The sequence below is a fragment of the uncultured Alistipes sp. genome, assembly GCF_949296715.1.
Lineage (GTDB): Bacteria > Bacteroidota > Bacteroidia > Bacteroidales > Rikenellaceae > Alistipes.
This window is the reverse complement of the sequence record NZ_CASFQD010000053.1, coordinates 1-18,827: the sequence shown is the minus strand read 5'-3', so window position 1 is coordinate 18,827 and position 18,827 is coordinate 1. Positions and strand designations below refer to the sequence as shown.

Annotated in this window: 13 protein-coding genes; 10 read left to right on the top strand and 3 right to left on the bottom strand. The window is 64.7% G+C overall.

Features of this window, described 5'->3' with window-relative positions; genetic code table 11:
• Position 1: 1 nt before the first annotated feature.
• From Q1Y33_RS07885 to Q1Y33_RS07860, 6 genes are all read left to right on the top strand, one after another.
• A complete protein-coding gene (locus Q1Y33_RS07885) occupies positions 2-1,378 on the top strand; it encodes a DUF5005 domain-containing protein (RefSeq protein ID WP_300799197.1) in 1,377 nt (458 codons plus the stop codon).
• 26 nt (positions 1,379-1,404) lie between these two features.
• Positions 1,405-1,863: a hypothetical protein gene (locus Q1Y33_RS07880; protein WP_300799196.1), complete on the top strand. Its 459-nt coding sequence runs from the start codon at positions 1,405-1,407 to the stop codon at positions 1,861-1,863.
• A 13-nt stretch (positions 1,864-1,876) separates the two neighbouring features.
• On the top strand, positions 1,877-2,869 hold the full coding sequence (locus Q1Y33_RS07875) for a DUF4961 domain-containing protein (RefSeq protein ID WP_300799195.1): 993 nt from the start codon (positions 1,877-1,879) through the stop codon (positions 2,867-2,869).
• 282 nt (positions 2,870-3,151) lie between these two features.
• On the top strand, positions 3,152-4,456 hold the full coding sequence (gene metK / locus Q1Y33_RS07870; protein ID WP_300799194.1) for a methionine adenosyltransferase: 1,305 nt from the start codon (positions 3,152-3,154) through the stop codon (positions 4,454-4,456).
• Positions 4,457-4,630: 174 nt separating this feature from the next.
• Positions 4,631-6,130, top strand: a complete 1,500-nt coding sequence (locus tag Q1Y33_RS07865) for a trypsin-like peptidase domain-containing protein (protein WP_300799193.1) — start codon at positions 4,631-4,633, stop codon at positions 6,128-6,130.
• A gap of 62 nt (positions 6,131-6,192) precedes the next feature.
• The gene (locus Q1Y33_RS07860) at positions 6,193-7,053 is read left to right on the top strand and encodes an RNA polymerase sigma factor RpoD/SigA (protein WP_087260869.1); all 861 of its coding nucleotides are present in this window, start codon (positions 6,193-6,195) and stop codon (positions 7,051-7,053) included.
• Positions 7,054-7,317: 264 nt separating this feature from the next.
• On the opposite strand, the gene ung is transcribed toward Q1Y33_RS07860, so the two are convergent.
• On the bottom strand, positions 7,318-7,980 hold the full coding sequence (ung, locus tag Q1Y33_RS07855; protein WP_300799192.1) for a uracil-DNA glycosylase: 663 nt from the start codon (positions 7,978-7,980) through the stop codon (positions 7,318-7,320).
• Between the two features lie 83 nt (positions 7,981-8,063).
• Between ung and Q1Y33_RS07850 the strand changes: the two genes are divergently transcribed.
• Positions 8,064-9,173, top strand: coding sequence for an alkaline phosphatase (locus Q1Y33_RS07850; protein ID WP_300799191.1), 1,110 nt, complete (start codon positions 8,064-8,066; stop codon positions 9,171-9,173).
• A gap of 107 nt (positions 9,174-9,280) precedes the next feature.
• Here the strand turns inward: Q1Y33_RS07850 and Q1Y33_RS07845 are convergent, their stop codons facing one another.
• Positions 9,281-12,064, bottom strand: a complete 2,784-nt coding sequence (locus tag Q1Y33_RS07845) for a M56 family metallopeptidase (RefSeq protein WP_300799190.1) — start codon at positions 12,062-12,064, stop codon at positions 9,281-9,283.
• A gap of 12 nt (positions 12,065-12,076) precedes the next feature.
• Positions 12,077-12,454 carry a BlaI/MecI/CopY family transcriptional regulator gene (locus tag Q1Y33_RS07840; protein WP_295906351.1) on the bottom strand — a complete coding sequence of 126 codons (378 nt, stop codon included), beginning with the start codon at positions 12,452-12,454 and terminating at the stop codon, positions 12,077-12,079.
• Positions 12,455-12,874: 420 nt separating this feature from the next.
• On the opposite strand from Q1Y33_RS07840, the gene Q1Y33_RS07835 reads away from it, so the two are divergent.
• Genes Q1Y33_RS07835 through Q1Y33_RS07825 form a run of 3 tightly spaced genes read left to right on the top strand, consistent with a single transcriptional unit; the run spans position 12,875 to position 18,620 of the window.
• Entirely contained in the window at positions 12,875-14,452 is a 1,578-nt protein-coding gene (locus Q1Y33_RS07835) for a beta-N-acetylhexosaminidase (RefSeq protein ID WP_300799189.1), read from the top strand.
• Positions 14,453-14,494: 42 nt separating this feature from the next.
• Positions 14,495-16,504, top strand: coding sequence for a glycoside hydrolase family 97 protein (locus Q1Y33_RS07830; protein ID WP_300799188.1), 2,010 nt, complete (start codon positions 14,495-14,497; stop codon positions 16,502-16,504).
• Between the two features lie 4 nt (positions 16,505-16,508).
• Entirely contained in the window at positions 16,509-18,620 is a 2,112-nt protein-coding gene (locus Q1Y33_RS07825) for a glycoside hydrolase family 65 protein (protein ID WP_300799187.1), read from the top strand.
• The last annotated feature ends 207 nt before the right edge of the window (positions 18,621-18,827 follow it).

The following is an 18,827-nucleotide window of genomic DNA, read 5'->3' as shown; positions in this document are numbered from 1 at the left end:
TATGAAACGATCTTTCGGAACCATGATCTTTGCGGGAATCGCGCTTGCCCTGCTCGCCTCGTGCGGTGACGACGGCCAGGGACGCAAGCCCAACATCTTCGGCGACGAGGAGTCGTTCGTGAAGGTCGAGTACACGTCGAACGCCGATACGGTCTACCTGCGCTGGACGTTGAACGACACCGACACGCGCTTCGACTCCTATCAGGTGACGGACAACCGGACGGGCCGCGTCGTCACGGCCGGCCGCGAGGCGACGTCGTGCTTCCTCACGCACATCCCCTATGCCGAGCCGGTGTCGGTCTACCTCTCGCTCATGCAGGACGGCAAGGTGCTCAAGACGAACAAGACGGACCTGGTGATCGACGGGCTGGACCGCGTGACGGCCGGGATCATCATCCCGGACCGCGGCAGCGTCACGGGCGGCGACGGCATGTACTCCGTCGCCCTGCCCGACGGGAGGAGCATCTTCCTGATGGGCGACTCCTACACGGGCACCGTGACGGCCGGGCGCCGCTCGACCTCGGACCACATGTACCGCAACTCCTACATCCTCTACGACGACGGCGCGGTCAGCGCCCTGGTCGACGCCAACGGCCCCGGCACGTCGGGGGCCGTGCCTCCCGGCGTTACGAACGAGGGGCAGAAGTGGTACTGGCCCGGGCACGGGTTCGTCGCCGACAATACGCTCTACATCTTCCAGACGGTCATGTACCAGGGCGAAGAGGGCATGTGGGGCTTCCGCTACGAGACGACCGACATCCTCGAGTACGAGTTGCCGGAGGTGCGCCTGAAGCGCACGACGCGCATCCCCTTCACCGGCTCGGCGGACATCCACTACGGCATGGCGGCGCTCAACGACGGCGACTACATCTACATCTATGCGCAGGTCGACGTCGACAACAGTGCGAACCCCGTCTCGGAGGTGCTGGCGGCCCGCACGACGCTCGACCGCCTCTACGACAGCTGGGAGTACTACACGGGTACGGGCTGGAGTGTCAACTCGTCCGACGCCGTGCGGCTCGAAGGGCTGGCGAGCGTGCCGGTCTCGTCGCAGTTCAACGTCTTCCGCCTGCGGGACAAGTACGTGCTGCTGACGCAGAACAAGCGCTTCAACAGCGGTGAGATCTACACGTTCGTCTCCGATACGCCCTATGGGCCGTGGCGGAACAAGCAGCTCATCTTCAGAACCTATGAGCAGGATGTTCCCAATCTGTTCACCTACAATGCCATGGCGCACCCGCAGTTCGAGAAGGACGGGATGATCCTGGTGAGCTACAACGTCAACACGGGCGACTTCGCCCAGCAGTTCAGCGACGTGACGACCTATCGTCCCCGCTTCTTCTGGGTGGAGATCGACCGCATACTCAACGGAAAATAATTCATCTACCCGAAAATACGCCAATCATGAAAAAATACGCTATCATTTCCCTCCTTGCGGCGGCATGCGCCTTCATCTCCTGCGAGGAGCACTCGGACAAGATGTCGTCGGACTTCCCGAGTGACTATACGATCAACTACGGGCTGCGGCAGGTGCTGCAGTACGACCCGATGAACATCAACGGCATCGACGTCGTGGACAAGTTCGACTTCTTCTCGACGCTGCGCTTCACAATCGAGGTGCACGACGGCAAGATGACGCACTTGGAGTTCTCGAACGGCGAGGTGCCCTTCTCTCCCTTTGCATTCGAGTTGCCCGACGGGGTGGTCGAGTGCGAGTTCGACACCGACGCGCTTCCCAACGAGCTGCGCATCAAGGGCACGGGCAACGTGATCGCCTATTTCCAGAACGGCGAGTTCAGCATCCCGTTCCAGCTGGACAGCAAGCAGTTGAGTTACAAGTATACCTTCAAGGAGATCAAATAAACACGTCGAGACCATGAAACTTCTGAAAAACTGCAAATATTGGCTGGCGCTCGTCGCCCTGCCGCTCATGGTGGCCGCCTGCATGACCATCGAAGAGATCATCCACCCGGACGATGCCCAGGTGAACAGCGAAATCGACATCACCGTGCGCATCAAGCTCGTGACCGAGACCGACGAGACGACGCAGCTTGTCTTCGCCGTGCTGGCGCCCAAGAGCTGGAACATCGCGCAGAGCGCCCGGCTGTCGCTCACGACCTCGGGCTATGCGAGCCAGGGGTATGCCGACGTGACGGACGAACAGATGGAGCTGATGCCCGACAGCGAGGTCGAGCCGACGACGGCCCTGAAGTGGTCGGAGGCCTACCAGAGCAAGATCGGCCTGATGGGCAACCTCGGCCCCATGGAGTGGGTCGTCTTCCGCTCGAAGACCACCTTCATCATCAACGACAAGGTGAGCACCGACCCGATCGAGGGTACGGTGAAGATCCGCCTCACGACGGGCAGCCAGAGCATCAAGTGCTTCATGGGCTACGGCTTCTGCGGCATGAAGAGCGGCTTCAACGGCGAGCGCTACAAGGCCAACGAGATGTCGAAGGTGCTCACCGTGACGGGCGGTTCGGGCCCGATGCTCGACTATACGACCGTGAGCCTCGTCTCGACCGTGCCGTCGGTGTTCCGCTACGGCGACATCTTCTCGGTGAAGTTCGAGTCGGTGGCCGGTTCGACCGAGACCGAGCTCAAGGGGGCCGAGAAGGTCTACCTCTGCGGCCGCGCCCTCTGCGAGGACGGCTCGGAGGTGTCGGTCACGACGACGGGCGACGCCAACCTGATGGAGAAGATCGGCGAGACCTCCTACCAGAAGTACATCTATCCGCGCCACTTCTTCGGCTTGCCCGAGGGGACGCGCATCGAGGCGCTCTACTTCTACTTCACGAACGAGGACGGCAGCATCGTCGTGCGTGACACGACGGGCGAGGATTTCCTCGTCGCACAGTCGGAGGAGTAGGGTGGGGCCGCCGGCGCGGCAGCCCGAAACGGGAAGGCACCCCGGGGAGACGGCTCTCCGGGGTGCCTTTTCCGCTTTTGGGGCGCTCTTTTTCCGGAAAAGGCGGAAAAAGTTGCGGATTGGAAAAAAATTCGTACCTTTGCCGTCCCGTCTGTCACGCGGGAAAATGTGGAAAGATTTGACTGATTGCAAACCACAATAAAAAATCGCTAAAACAGCACTTTTTTATTCCAACAGCCAATTTTTCCCATTTTATACGTTTAACCATTAAAAATGTAGAAAATGGGCTTTTTGTTTACGTCGGAGTCGGTGTCCGAGGGGCACCCCGACAAAGTTTCGGATCAGATTTCAGACGCCATCCTGGACGAGTTCCTGCGCCACGACCCTTCGTCGAAGGTGGCGTGCGAGACGCTCTGCACCACGGGCCTCGTGGTCGTGGCGGGCGAGGTGCGCTCGGAGGCGTATGTCGACGTGCAGGGCGTGGCGCGCCGCGTCATCGAGCGCATCGGCTACACGAAGAGCGAGTACCAGTTCGACTGCAACTCGTGCGGCATCCTTTCGGCCATCCACGAGCAGTCGCCCGACATCAACCAGGGTATCGTGCGCGACGAGGAGGAGGCGCAGGGTGCCGGTGACCAGGGCATCATGTTCGGCTACGCCTGCAACGAGACGCGCGAGATGATGCCCGCGACGCTGATCCTCTCGCATGTGATTCTCAAGGAGCTGGCCGTCATCCGCCGCGAGGGCGAGGTGATGCGCTACCTGCGCCCGGACGCCAAGTCGCAGGTGACGATCGAATACGACGAGCGGACGAACCGCCCGCTGCGCGTCCACACGATCGTCGTCTCGACGCAGCACGACGAGTTCATCCGCCCGACCGACGGCCTGACGGAGAAGGAGGCCGAGCGGCAGATGCAGGAGCGCATCCGCGAGGATGTGCGCACGATCCTCATCCCGCGCGTCAAGGCGCGGCTGGAGCGTGCCGGCGACAAGCTCGCCGAGCTGATCGGCGACGACTACATCCTGCACGTGAACCCCACGGGCAAGTTCGTCATCGGCGGCCCTCACGGCGATACGGGCCTCACGGGCCGCAAGATCATCGTCGACACCTACGGAGGGCGCGGCGCCCACGGCGGCGGCGCCTTCTCGGGCAAGGACTCCTCGAAGGTCGACCGTTCGGCCGCCTATGCCGCGCGCCACATCGCCAAGAACCTCGTGGCGGCGGGCGTCGCCGACGAGGTGCTCGTCGAGTTGTCCTACGCCATCGGCATTGCCGAGCCGCTGTCGATCTACGTCGACACCTACCGCTCGCCGCGTCCCGCGGCCCTCGAGGGGATGACCGACGGCGAGATCGCCCGCCGCATCGGCAAGCTCTTCGACCTGCGTCCCGCGGCCATCGTCAGGCGTTTCGGGCTGAAGAACCCGATCTTCGAGGCCACGGCCTCCTACGGACACTTCGGCAACCGCCCCTTCAAGCGCGTCGAGAAGGTCTGGGAGAACGGCCGCGAGGTGGAGCGCGAAATCGAGTACTTCGGCTGGGAGAAGCTCGACGCCGTCGAGATGATCCGCCGCGAGTTCGGCCTCTGATCGCCGCTTGCCGCAGAAAAAATCGGGGCACCGGGTGCGGTGCTCCGATTTTTGTCTTTTTTTGCATACTAACGGGGCGTTTTCGTGCGTTTATCCTTCGACTGAAAATGAAAAGAGCCTATGATGGAATGATTGCCTCCGATTAATTTATTGAAAAACACACACATTTGAATTATGAAAAAGGCATTTTTGATTTTAGGACTTGTTGCCGTATCGGCTGCCGCGGGCGGTGCGACGGCGTGGACGCTCACTGCCGGGCGGGAGCCGTCCGTCGAATATATCGAGCGCGAGGTGCCGCGCACCCCGGCGCTGGGTACGCACTTCACCTCCTATGAGGCGGGGCAGTATCCCGACCTGACCTATGCGGCCGAGAACGCCGTGAAGGCCGTGGTGAACATCGAGGCCGTGCAGCAGATCGAGATGCCGCGCCGCGGCGCCTATGGCTACGACTATGACCCCTTCCTGGAGTTCTTCGGCATTCCGCAGGAGTACGGACGGCGCGGCGGCAGCGGCGAGCCCGAATACCAGGAGCGCCGCGCGGGCGGCTCGGGCGTCATCATCTCGGCCGACGGCTACATCGTGACGAACAACCACGTCGTCGACGGTGCCACGAAACTCAAGGTGAAGCTCAACGACGGGCGGACCTTCGACGCGAAGCTCGTGGGCAAGGATTCGGCCACGGACATCGCGCTGCTGAAGGTCGAGGCGAAGGATCTGCCGACGCTCGCCTTCGGGTCGTCGGACGCCCTGCGCCTGGGCGAGTGGGTGCTGGCCATCGGATCGCCGTTTGACCTGCCGTCGACCATTACGGCCGGCATCGTCAGCGCCAAGGCCCGCAACCTCGGGGCCATACCCAACGACTTCTCGATCGAGTCGTTCATCCAGACCGACGCGGCCGTCAACCCCGGTAACTCGGGCGGTGCGCTGGTCAATACGCACGGTGAGCTGGTGGGCATCAACACGCTCATCAAGTCGCAGACGGGCAGCTATGTCGGTTATTCGTTCGCTGTGCCCGAGTCGATTGTCCGCAAGGTCGTTGTCGACCTGAAGGAGTACGGCGTCGTGCAGCGCGCCATGCTGGGCATCCTGTTCCGTCCGGTCGACCAGGACTTCATCGACACGGAGGGCAAGGAGCTGGGCATCACCGAGATCGGCGGTGTCTACGTGGCCGGCATCACCGAGGGCGGTGCGGCTTCGGAGGCCGGTGTCCGCAAGGGTGACGTGATTGTTGCAATCGACGGCGTGAAACTCGACGGTTCGGTCTCGCTGCAGGAGCAGATCGCCCGCCATCGACCCAACGACAAGGTCAGATTGTCGGTAAAAAGAGACGGCAGCGTGAAACAAATTGACGTCACTTTGCGTAATAAGGCAGGCAAAGCGGAATTGCTGACCCGTGAGGACGTCGACGTGGTCGAGGCTCTGGGCGGCCGGTTCGCCGATGCGGGCTCGAAGCTTTGCCGTGAACTCGACATCCGGGGCGGTGTGCAGGTGGTCGGCCTCAAGGCGGACGGACTGCTCTCCCGGGCGCGCGTAAAGCAGGGTTTTGTCATCACCCACATCAACGACAAGCCGGTCTATTCGGTGTCGGAGATGCAGCGCCTGACCGAGAAGATTCGTTCGATTGACGGCATCTACCCCAACGGCCGCTCCGCAAGCTACATGTTTGTGGAGTAGGCGCGGCCGGTCCGGGCGGGTTTTTGCAACGGCTAATGTTTATTGAGAGGTAATAGTAAGTTATGCGTCAGTTAAAGATTACGAAGTCCATCACCAACCGCGAGAGCGCCTCGCTGGACAAGTACCTGCAGGAGATCGGCAAGGAGGAACTCATCACGGTCGAGGAGGAGGTGGAACTCGCCCAACGGATCAAGAAAGGGGATCAGGAAGCACTCGAAAAGCTCACGAAAGCCAACCTTCGTTTCGTGGTCTCCGTCGCCAAACAGTATCAGAACCAGGGATTGAGCCTGCCGGACCTGATCAACGAGGGCAACCTCGGACTGATCAAGGCCGCCGAGAAGTTCGACGAGACGCGCGGCTTCAAGTTCATCTCCTATGCCGTGTGGTGGATCCGCCAGTCGATCCTCCAGGCGCTGGCCGAGCAGTCGCGCATCGTGCGCCTGCCGCTCAACCAGGTGGGGTCGCTCAACAAGATCAACAAGGCCTTCGCCCGCTTCGAACAGGAGCACGAGCGCACGCCGTCGCCCGAGGAGCTGGCCACGGAGCTCGAACTCCCGAAGGAGAAGGTGACCGATACGCTGCGTGTGGCCGGACGCCATGTCTCGGTCGATGCGCCCTTCGCCGACGGCGAGGATAACTCGCTGCTCGACGTGCTGGTGAACCCCGATTCGCCGAATGCCGACCGGGGGCTGATCAACGAGTCGCTCTCGACGGAGGTGGACCGCGCGCTGGAGACGCTGACCGAGCGTGAGCGCGACATCATCAAGTACTTCTTCGGCATCGGCTGCTCGGAGATGACCCTCGAGGAGATCGGCGAGAAGTTCGACCTCACGCGCGAGCGCGTGCGTCAGATCAAGGAGAAGGCGATCCGCCGCCTGCGCCACTCGTCGCGCTCGAAGCTGCTGAAGTCCTACCTGGGCTGATCGCCCGCGCAGATACGGATAAAGCCCGCTCTTTCGCAAGGAAAGGGCGGGCTTTTCGTGTCTATGCCCGGCTGTCCTGCGGCGTCGTCGCGTGCGGAGCGTTCGGGCGGCCGCCGGGGTCCGGTGTTGCATGAAAGCGAAAATTTCCGTATCTTCGGAATATGCTTTCAACCATCTTTTATATCCTGGTCGGCTGGTTCCTTGCCGGGCTCTTTCTCAGAAAGGACCGGGACGGACAGTCGTAGCCGGTTGTCGGCGGTGCGGCTACCAGACGATCGGCTCCTTGCCTACGGAGCGGAGGTAGTCGTTGGCGCGCGAGAAGTGGTGGCAGCCGAGGAATCCGCGGTAGGCCGACAGCGGCGAGGGGTGCACGGCCTTGAGGATGCAGTTGCGCGCGGGGTCGGCGATGGCGCCCTTCTTCTGGGCGTAGCTGCCCCAGAGCATGTAGACGATGTGCTCCTTGCGCTCGGCGACGGCCCGCACCACGGCGTCGGTGAAGGTCTCCCAGCCGTGTCCGGCGTGCGAGGCGGCCAGGTGTTCGCGCACCGTCAGCACGGCGTTGAGCAGCAGCACGCCCTGCTCGGCCCAGCGGTCGAGGTTGCCCGTCGGCGGGATGGGTGTGCCGGTGTCGTCGGCCACCTCCTTGAAGATGTTTTGCAGCGACGGCGGGAAGGGCACGCCGTCGCCGACCGAGAAGCAGAGCCCGTTGGCCTGCCCGGGTCCGTGGTAGGGGTCCTGCCCGATGATGACGACCTTGAGCCGGTCGAACGGACACTTGTCGAAGGCGCGGAAGATGTTGCTGCCGCGCGGGTAGATGCGGTGCGAGGCGTACTCCTCGCGCACGAAGCGGGCCAGTTCCCCGAAGTAGGGCTTTTCGAATTCGGGGGCGAATATCTCTTTCCAGTCGGGGGCGATCTTTACGTCCATGATGCAAATCGGATAAAGTTCGGTAAATGTAGCAAAAAGTTGCAAAATTCCCTTACTTTTGTCGTGTAAACAAAACTACGACCATGAAAAGATTTTGGATGGGCCTGTTGGCGGTGGTGCTGTCGACGGGCATGTTGCGGGCTGCGGAGCCCGCGTGCAGCGGCGCGGAACCGGTCCGCAACGTGATTCTGCTGATCGGCGACGGCATGGGCCTCGCGCAGGTCTCGATGCTGCAGATTGAGCAGCAGTATGCCCCGACGGCCTTCGACCGGGCCGAGGGCGTGGCGCTCATCACGACGCGCTCGGCCAACAACCGCGTGACCGACTCCGCGGCGGCCGGTACGGCGCTCGCCACGGGGCACAAGACCAACAACGGCATGCTCGGGCAGACGCCCGACGGCAAGCCCGTGCAGTCGATGATCGCCCGGGCCCATGCCGAGGGACGCCCGACGGGCCTTGCCGTCTGCTGCTATCTGCAGCATGCCACGCCGGCAGCCTTCTATGCCCATGTGGCCGACCGCGACGACAATCCGGCCATTACGCGCGACCTGGCCGCGAGCGGCATCGACGTGCTCTTCGGCGGCGGCCGCAAGTGGCTCGGCGAAGCGTCGCCCGAGGGCGGCAGCTGGCTGGATGCGATGCGCCGCGACGGCTATGCCGTGGCCGAAACGATGGACGAGGCCGAGCGTGCCGATGCGCTGCCCCTGCTGGCCGTTGTGGCCGAGGAGAGCGTACTGGACGACGAGATGCAGGCAGGCTACCTGACGCGTGCCACGCGCCGGTCGCTCGAACTGCTCTCCGCCGAGGCCGAGCGCCGCGACAAGGGCTTCGTGCTGATGGTCGAGGGGTCGTTCATCGACTGGGCCTGCCACGGCAACGATGCCGAAGAGCTGCTCTTTCTGATGCGCGACTTCGACAGCACGGTGGCTGCGGCGATGGACTTTGCCGACCGCACACCCGGCACGCTGGTGGTCGTCACGGCCGACCACGAGACGGGCGGTCTGACGATTCCGAGCAACGAGGCGGACTTCACCCGTTCGGAGAGCGGCCTGAACTACTCCTTCTCCACGACGGGCCATACGGGCACGATGGTGCCGGTCTACCTCTACGGCGCGGGAGCCGACCGCATCACGGGCGTGATGGACAATACGCAGCTCTCGCAGCGGATCATGCAACTGCTCGGGCTCGAATAACCCGCGCAGCTTCCGCGGCCGGATTCACCGGTAGAAAAAGAGGCGGCGTCCACCGAACTTCGGAGTGGACGCCGCCTTCCGCGTTATGGTAAGATTGGTTGCGGTGGTCAGCGGGTGGCGGAAGCCGTATCGGGAGCCGTTTCGCGGGCTGGGGTCGGAAACGCCGTGACGATGATCCGCTCCACGGTCGTTGCCGAGGCGGCGGGCACCTCCTCCAGCGGATGCCCCGAGCCCTGAATCCGGAACGAGACGGGCAGCGTGATGGTCACGGTCGTCGCCTCGCCGTTGCGCGTAGCGGGACTCCAGGCGGGCGAGGCCTTCACGACGCGGCGCACCTCTTCGGCAAGCTGCGGGTCGGGCTTACCGGCGATGCGGATGTCGTCCACCCGGCCGTCCCTGCCGACGGTGAAGGTGGCCACGACGCTCCCTTCCGTCTGCTGCTCCCTCGCTTTGGCGGGATAGCGCAGGCGTTGCATCGCCCAGCTGCGGAAGGCGTTAATATCTCCGCCCTCAAACTGCGGCGGCGTCATTCCCGGCTCCTGTGCGGCTGCCTTCTCCTTCGGGATGCTGAAGTCTACGGGCAGCATATAGCGGACGCGCACGAGATGCCCCCTTTGCCGGCCGGGGGTCCATTTCGGCGAGGCGGCGACGACGCGCCGGGCCTCCTCCGAGAGTATCCGGTCGGGGGATTGCAGCAGCTGGATGGTGCTCACCGAACCGTCGCGCTCGACGATGAACGACAGAACGACGCGTCCCTCGATGCCGCGCTTGAGCGCCTCGGCCGGGTAGCGGATCTGCGACTGCACCCATGTGCGGAAGGTGTTGAGGTCCTTGCCCTGGAAGAGCGGCATCTCCTCGGCGACAAGGAACGGCGTGTCGTCTTCCGAAGCGGCCGGCGTCGGCTGCTGCCCGGCGGGCGCTTCCTCCGCGGCGGCGTCGGCTTTCGGACGCTTCATTTTTTTGACGGCGGTGGTGGTGATTTCCACGGCTCCGTATTTTCCGCGCTCGCCGTATTTGGCCGTGGCCTCCTCGGGCTTGAGCAGCTGGATTGACTCGACGGAGTTTGTCGTCAGTCCCGTGTTGGTGGGGTATTCCATGCCGTCGATGATGTAGAGCGGGCGCTGCTGGACGCCGTATTCATCGACCGTCGGGATCGGACCGACCGACTGCTTCGTGCTCTCGGACCGCAGGTCGATGAATACCTCGCGTTGCGCGGTTTCCGCCACGACGGAGACGGCGTAGTATTCCGGGTAATTGATCTCCACGACCTGTCCTTCGGTTACCGTGAGCGTGGCCTCGCCCTTGCTGTCGGACTGCGTCGTGACGTCCGTGCCGATGATCCGCAGCGTGGCGCCCGCGGCGTAGTTGTCGGTCGAGAAGCTGCGGTTGTCCCGGTTCCACAGCCGGATGTAGAACTTGAGGTCGAACGGCTGACTGGCGGCTGCCGGGGCTGTTCGGGTCGTTGCGTTTGTCGGATGCTCCACGGCGGTGCGTTCTGCGGCATCAGCGTCCGTTTGCGGGGTTGCCGCATCGGGATCGGCGATCTCCAGCTGCATCCGGTAGGGATCGGCCCCTTTGCTGTCGTAGGTTGTTACACGGGTGAAGGAGGATTCTGCGGTGTTGGAGGCGTAGGTCAGCGATCCGCGGGCCGGACCCGTGAGCGAGAAGCGCCCTTCGGCGTCCGTGCGGGCGGGGTAGGCCTCCTTGTCGAGCGGGTGCGTACCCATGGCACCGGCGTAGAGCAGGATGTCGGCGGCCGGCGAGCCGTCGGCGTGGGTCACCGTGCCCTCGATGCGGATCGGGGTGTAGTGCCGGAGCGGCTCCTCGGCCGTGAAGGCGACGACGAGCTCGGGATTACGGTCGCGGTATTCGGCCGGAAGGTTCTCCGACGAGTAGAACCTGTCGACGGTGAGCGCTTCGGGTTCGGCGGCGCGGATCTCCGCGGCGGGAACCTCGCGGCCGTTGAGCAGGTAGATGACCCGCTCGTGGCTTGCTCCGGACTCGGTTTCGATGCGGGCCGCCTGCGCCGTGAACGAGAAGGCGCACAGCAACCCCGCGAGGACGGGCACCGTGCCCGCCACTCGCAGCAGGGCGTGCCTGCTTGTGTGGTTGGTTGTCATCATCTGGAATCTTTTTTTGGTCAGTGAGTCCCGCAGCCCGTTGGCTATGTCCGGACTATAGCCGAAGAGCTGGCGGAATATCGTGTGCATGTAGCGTTCGCGGTCGAAGCCCTGCTTAAGCACGTCGCGGTCGGCCTCGAACTCCTGTACTTCGGTCAGGCGGCGCGCGGCGACCCACGCCACGGGGTTCCACCACTGAAGGGCCTTGAAGGTCTCCATCAGGAGGCGTTCGGCCGTGTGGCGGTGGGCGATGTGGCTCGCTTCGTGCATCAGCACGGCCTGCATCTCCTCGCCCGGCGTGCCCTCCCAGACGTAGACCGAGCGGAAGAACGAGAACGAGGCGATGCGCTCCCGCGTCCGCACCAGGTGCAGGTGCCCGGCGTCCGTGACGGTGGCGCGGCGGCGCAGACGGCGGATGCGCAGCGCCTCACGGAGCATCGCCCCGGCAAGCGTCGCGGTCCCGAGCAGGCAGACGGCGATCAGCAGCGTGCGGGGCGTTACGAGGGGCTCGGCCGCGGGGAGCACCTCCGGCACGGAGGCCCACGCCGTAGCGGGGATGGGGGCTGCCGGCGCTGTGGTTGCGGTGATGACCTCGCCCGGCCAGACGGGGATGCGCAGCAGCGGAATGAGCGCGGCGAGCGGCAGCAGTGCCGTGAGGTAGCGTCGGCACCAGCCGAAACGCACGCGGCGTTCGAGCAGCAGGGCGTAGGCCGCCAGGAGCGCGGTGCTGCAGACGATGACCTCGGCAAGGTATGTCAGGAGCTCTTTCATGGTGCTGCGGGATTATTTGCCGGCCTGGCGCATGATTTCGAGAATCTCGTCCATTTCGCGGGCCGAGAGCTGCTCGTGGCGCGAGAAGAACGACACAAGCTGGACGAGCGAGCCGTCGAAGTAGGAGTCGAGCATCGTCGACATGACGCTGCGGGCGTACTCCTCCTTGCTTACGGCGGGCCAGTAGCGGTGGCTCTTGCCCTCGCTCGTGTGGCGGACGAAGCCCTTGTTTTCGAGAATCTTCAGGAAGGTGGCCACCGTCGTGTATTTCGGGTGCGGTTCCTCCGTCGAGGCGATGATGTCGTTGACGACGGCGTTGCCGAGCCGCCAGAGTATCTGCATGATCTCCTCCTCGCCGCGTGTCAGGGCCGTGGGTTGCTTTTCGTTCATGGTCGTATCTGTTTTCGTTTGTTGCGTCTCTTCGTGTCCGGGATGCCGCTCCACAGTGGGAATGCCGGGCGGCGAAAACCTGCTCCCGCAATGCAAGTATACTACTAATTTTTTAGTAATGCAAATTTTCTTCGAAAAAAATAGTAGAAAAAAAATAAAAGGCCCGGCCGGGTGCTCCGCCGGGAGGCGGGATTTGCACGCGGGACGGGATGCCGCTGCCGGGAACCGGGCGGTGCCGGGGCGGGGAGGGCGGACGGATTGCCCGTGTTCCCGTCTGTTTTGTGCCGTATGGTGGGCTGCCCGGTTGCAAATGAAGAAAAAAATCGCTAAATTCGTCGTTGGTCCGGCGGCTTGCATGCGCGGACCCCGTGGCGCTTCGTGAAATGCAGAACAGACAGATAAACAATCAAACGGTTACCTATGAAAAAAACGATCCTTCTTGTGCTCGCGGCGCTGTCGGCTGCCGGAGCCTTTGCGGCCGCACAGCCGGCCGTCGTGCCGCAACCGCGGCTTGCCGTCTGTGACGGGGGCGAAGGCCTGCAGCTGACCGACGGCGTGCGAATCTCCGTCCCGGCGGACAACGTCGTGCTGTTCCGTGTGGCGGAGCAGTTTGCACAGTGGATGGAGCGCGAGGCGGGGCTGCGGCTCGCCGTGGCGGAGAGCGACGGCCCGCTGCGCCTGACGCTCGATCCGGCGCTCGGTGCCGAGGCCTACCGGCTTACGGTCGGTCCCGACGGCCTTCTGGTCGAGGGCGGCACGGAGGCCGGGGTCTTCTACGGTCTGCAGAGCCTGCGGCAGCTTGTCTCCCAGTACGGCGCGGCGCTTCCGGCGCTGCACATCGAGGACGAACCGACGTTCGCCTACCGCGGCACGATGCTCGACTGCTGCCGCCACTTCTTCACGGTCGACGAGGTCAAGACCTTCATCGACATCCTCGCCCTGCACAAGATCAACCGCTTCCACTGGCACCTGACCGACGACCAGGGGTGGCGCATCGAGATTCTCCGTTACCCCGAGCTGACGCGCGTCGGTGCGCACCGCGCGGAGACGGTGCTCGGCAACAACTCGGCGGCCTGCGACGGCAAGCCCTACGGCGGTTACTACACGCAGAGGCAGGTGCGCGACGTGGTGGCCTACGCCGCCGAGCGCTTCATCACCGTGGTGCCCGAGATCGAGATGCCGGGCCACGCCTCCGCGGCGCTGGCGTCGTATCCCTGGCTCGGGTGTGCCGGTGAGGGATACAAGGTGCAGACGCTGTGGGGTGTCTTCCCCGAGGTCTTCTGCGCTGGGCGCGACACGACCTTCGAGTTCATGGAGGAGGTGCTGGACGAGGTGATCGCGCTCTTCCCCTCGGAGTACATCCATGTCGGCGGCGACGAGTGCCCGAAGGAGAACTGGAAGCGCTGTCCGGAGTGCCAGCGCCGCATCCGCGAGGAGGGGCTGCGCGACGAAAACGAGTTGCAGAGCTACTTCATCCACCGCATCGAGCGGTGGCTCAACGCCCACGGCCGCCGTCTGATCGGCTGGGACGAGATTCTCGAAGGGGGCATCTCGCAGAGCGCGACGATCATGTCGTGGCGCGGCGCCGCGGGCGGTATTGCCGCCGCCCGGGCCGAGAACCACGCCATCATGACCCCCAACACGCACTGCTACTTCGACTACTACCAGACGAAGGACCCGCGGCAGGAGCCGTGGGGCATCGGCGGCTACGTCTCCGTCGGGAAGGTCTATGCGCTGGACCCCTATGACCAGTTGACCGAGGCCGAGCGCCCCTTCATCCTCGGTGTGCAGGCCAACCTCTGGACCGAATACGTCGCCGGCATGGCGCATCTGCAGCACATGTTGCTGCCGCGCCTGGCGGCCCTCGCCGAGGTGGGCTGGGCCTGCGACCGGCGCGACATGGAGAGCTTCCGCGTGCGGCTCGGGGAGCTGCGCCGGCTCTATGAGCGGTGCGGCTACCGCTGTGCGCCCTACTTCTTCGACCGCACGGACGAATAATTCCGACAACTCGTGCAAAAAAACGCAAATTAGACCATCCGTATGAAACGTATCTCTCTTTTCGCTTTGCTGGCGTCCCTGTGCGCTCTCTTGTTCTGCTCCGCGTGCGGTGAACGGCCCGTGGTGACCTCGCCCGACGGGCGCATCACCCTGAGTGTCGCCGCCGATGCCGACGGCCCGACATGGTCCGTCGAGGTCGACGGAGAGCCGCTGCTGCTCCCCTCGCGGCTGGGGGTTCAGACGCGCGAGGCGCTCATCGCCGGCACGCGGATCGCCTCCGTGCGCCACAGCTCCTTCGACGAGGAGTGGACGCAGCCCTGGGGCGAGAACAAACTCGTGCGCAACCACTGCAACGAGATGGCCGTCACGCTGCGCGGCGCCGGCGACGTGGCCCTCACGCTCCGCGCCCGGGCCTTCGACGACGGCGTGGCGTTCCGCTACGAGTGGCGCGTCGCGGGGTGCGACACCCTCGCGGTGACGGACGAGCTGACCGAGTTCCGCTTCGCCGACGAGCCCGGCACGCAGTCGTGGTCCATTCCGGGCAACTTCGAGACCTACGAGCTTCAGTATCGCGAGCTGCCCGTCGCGGAGGTTGCCGACGCCAACACCCCCTTTACGTTCCGCACGGCGGCGGGTCTCTACGGCTCGGTGCACGAGGCGGCTCTGTACGACTACCCCGAGATGGTGCTGCGGCGCGACTCGGCCGGGGTGCTGAAGGCCGACCTGGCGCCGCTGCCCGACGGCGTGAAGGCTTACGTCCCGGTGACGTTCACCACGCCGTGGCGCACGGTGCAGATCGGCCGCCGGGCCGTCGACCTCATCAACTCGGCGCTGATTCTCAACCTGAACGAACCCTCGAAGATCGCCGACACGTCGTGGATCACCCCGCAGAAGTATGTCGGCGTCTGGTGGGGCATGCACCTCGGCACGCAGGTCTGGACGATGGGGCCGCGCCACGGCGCCACGACGGCCAATGCCCTGCGGCACATCGACTTCGCGGCCGACAACAACATCCAGGGCGTGCTGTTCGAGGGGTGGAACAAGGGCTGGGAGAACTGGGGCGGCAACCAGCACTTCGACTACGTCGAGCCCTATGCCGACTTTGATCTGGAGCGCATCGCTGCCTACGCCCGCGAGCGGGGTGTCGAGCTGTGGATGCACGCCGAGACGGGCGGCAACATCCCCGAATTCGAGCGGCAGATGGAGAAAGCCATGCAGCGCTACGCCGAGCTGGGCATCCGCACCCTCAAGACGGGTTACGCCGGAGGCTTCAAGGGCGGTTACCTCCACCATTCGCAGTACGGCGTGCAGCACTACCAGCGCGTCGTCGAGACGGCGGCCCGCTACGGCATCATGCTCGACGTGCACGAGCCGATCAAGGAGACCGGCATCCGCCGCACGTGGCCCAACATGATGACGCGCGAGGGGGCCCGCGGCATGGAGTGGAACGCCTGGTCGGAGGGCAACTCGGCCGAGTACCTCTGCACGCTGCCCTTCGTGCGGCTGTTGAGCGGCCCGATGGACTACACGCCGGGCATCTTCGATATCGACTACTCGCGCGCGAAGGCCGACAAGGGACGCATCGAGTGGAACGGCCCCAACGGCGACTGCTGCATCAAGACGACGCTCGCGCGCCAGATTGCCAACTGGGTCATCATCTACTCGCCGCTGCAGATGGCCGCCGACCTGATAGAGAACTACGAGGGGCATCCGGCCTTCCGCTTCTTCCGCGACTTCGACGCCGACTGCGACTGGTCCGAGGCGCTGCAGGGCGAGATCGGCGACTATATCGTCGTGGCACGTCGTGCGGGCGAGCGCTTCTTCCTCGGCGCCGGCACGAACGGCGAGGCGCGCACGCTGACGCAGCCGCTCGGCTTCCTGCAGCCCGGCGTGCGCTACACGGCGACGATTTATGCCGATGCCGCCGACTCGGCCGAGAACCCCGAGGCCTACCGCATCGAGGAGCGCACGGTGACGGCGGACGACACGCTCGAAATCGTCATGGCGGCGCGCGGCGGGCAGGCCGTGACCTTCATCCCGCAATACGAATAACGGCATGATACGGCGCGGAATCATCCTCTGGCTGGCGGTCCTCGCACCTGCCGTGACGGCGGTGCAGGCCGGGCCCCGGACCTCTGCGGCGCACGGCTGCGAGCGGGTGTCGGTGGCAGCGGGCCGGGAGCAGTTCGCTGCGGCGGATGACCGGGAACGGACGCCCGCGGCCTGCGACGAGGGGTGGATCCTCCGGGCGCGCGACACCGCGGCGGCCTACTACCCGGTGGCGGTGGCCAACGGCGAGGTGGGCATGACCGTCGGGCGCGATCCCTTTGCGTTCGGCCCCGTTGTGCTGGGTGCCGCCTACGAGGCGGGCACGCACGGCTCGGTGTGCCGCGTGCTGGAGGGAATCAATCCGCTCGGGCTGGAGCTCGAGATCGGCGGCCGCCGCGTGGAGGCCGCCGATGTCCGGCAGCGTGCGCAGTGGATCGACCTGCGGCGCGCCGTGCACGAGACGCGCTTCGAGACGGGGCCGGTCACCGTGCGGTACGCCGTCCGGGCCCTGCGCAACATGCCCTGCGCCCTGATGGCGGAGGTCGAGGTGACGGCCGCGCGCGACGTCGACCTGCGCCTGGTGAACCGCCACATGATCCCTGCGGACTTTGCCGACACGACGCACTCCGCGCGCACGGTCTTCTGCGACGACGGCCGCCGGATCGTCGCCACGGGCTCGTCGGGCAGCTACAACGGCGGGCGCGACCACGTGGCCGCCTCGTCGACCTTTCTCTGCGAGGCACCCTGCGTGCAGGAGCGGCCCGGCGAGGTGCGCATCGCACTGCGGCGCGGCGAGCGGGTGACGCTTGCCCTCGTGGGAACGGTCTGCACGACGGCTTCATTTGCCGATCCGTGGAACGAGGCGGAGCGGCAGGCGATCTACGCCGCCCGCGAGGGGCGTGCGGCGCTCGTTGCGGCGCACGAGCGTCTCTGGGCGGAGCTGTGGCGCGGCGACATTGTGATCGGGGGCGACCCCGGGGCGCAGCTGGACGTGCGCTTCGCCCTCTACAACCTCTACGGCTCGATCCGCGAGGGGAGCCGCCGCAGTATCCCGCCGATGGGCCTCTCGGCCCGCGGCGTCTACAACGGCCACATCTTCTGGGATGCCGAGCTGTGGATGTATCCGCCGCTGCTGGTGCTGCATCCCGAGCTGGCGCGCGGCATGCTCGACTACCGCGTCGACGGGCTGCCGGCCGCGCGGCGCCGGGCCTATGTCCACGGCTACCGGGGCGCGATGTTTCCCTGGGAGGGGGACGACCGCGGCGAGGAGTGCACGCCGACCTTCGCCCTGACGGGGCCGCTCGAGCACCACGTGACGGCGGATGTGGCCATCGCCTGCTGGAACTACTACTGCGTGACGCACGATCGGACGTGGCTGCGCCGCGAGGGGTGGCCGCTGCTGCACGAGGTGGCCCGTTTCTGGTGCGACCGTGTGACACCGAACGGCGACGGCAGCTACTCGATCCGCAACGTCATCGGCGCCAACGAATACGCCGTGGGCGTTACGGACAACGCCTTCACGAACGGGGCCGTGCGCCGGGCGCTGGAGTATGCAGCTGCCGCGGCCGAGCTGTGCGGCGAGGAGCCCGATCCCGCATGGCGCGAAATCGCCGCCGGGCTGCGCATCCTGCGTTTTGACGACGGGGTGACGCGCGAGCATGCCGCCTACGCGGGCGAGCAGATCAAGCAGGCGGATGCCAACCTGCTGGGCTATCCGCTCGGGATCGTCACCGACCGCGAAGCGCTGCTGCGCGACCTGGCCTACTACGAGCACCGCATCGACCCGCAGAACGGTCCCGCGATGAGCTACTCGGTCTTTGCCGTGCAGTATGCGCGGCTGGGGATGGCCGGGCGGGCCGCCGAGATGTTCCGCCGCGCCTACCGGCCCAACCTCCGGCCGCCCTTCGGGGCCTTCGCCGAGACGGCTACGAGCGGCAATCTCTATTTCATGACCGGAGCGGGCGGCCTGCTGCAGGCCGTGATGTTCGGCTTCGGCGGGCTGGAGATCACCCCCGACGGAGTGGTGCAGCTCGATGCCGCCGTGCTGCCGCCCGGCTGGACGCACCTCGAAATCCGCACGCCGCACAAAACCTTTATTAAGGTGAAAAGTGAAAAGTGAAAGGTAAAAGGTAAAAGGTGCGGGAGAGGGCGAAAAGTGAAAGTGAGAAGTGAAAGGTAAAAAGTAAGGTAATGATGCCAAAATTGGTTGGTATTATATTAGAACAAATGACCAGAATCGTATGATTCTGGTCATTTGTTTTTCATAATAATTCCATCATTGCTATTCAGAAAAAGATACCACTTTACGAAGTCCTTAAAATGTTGT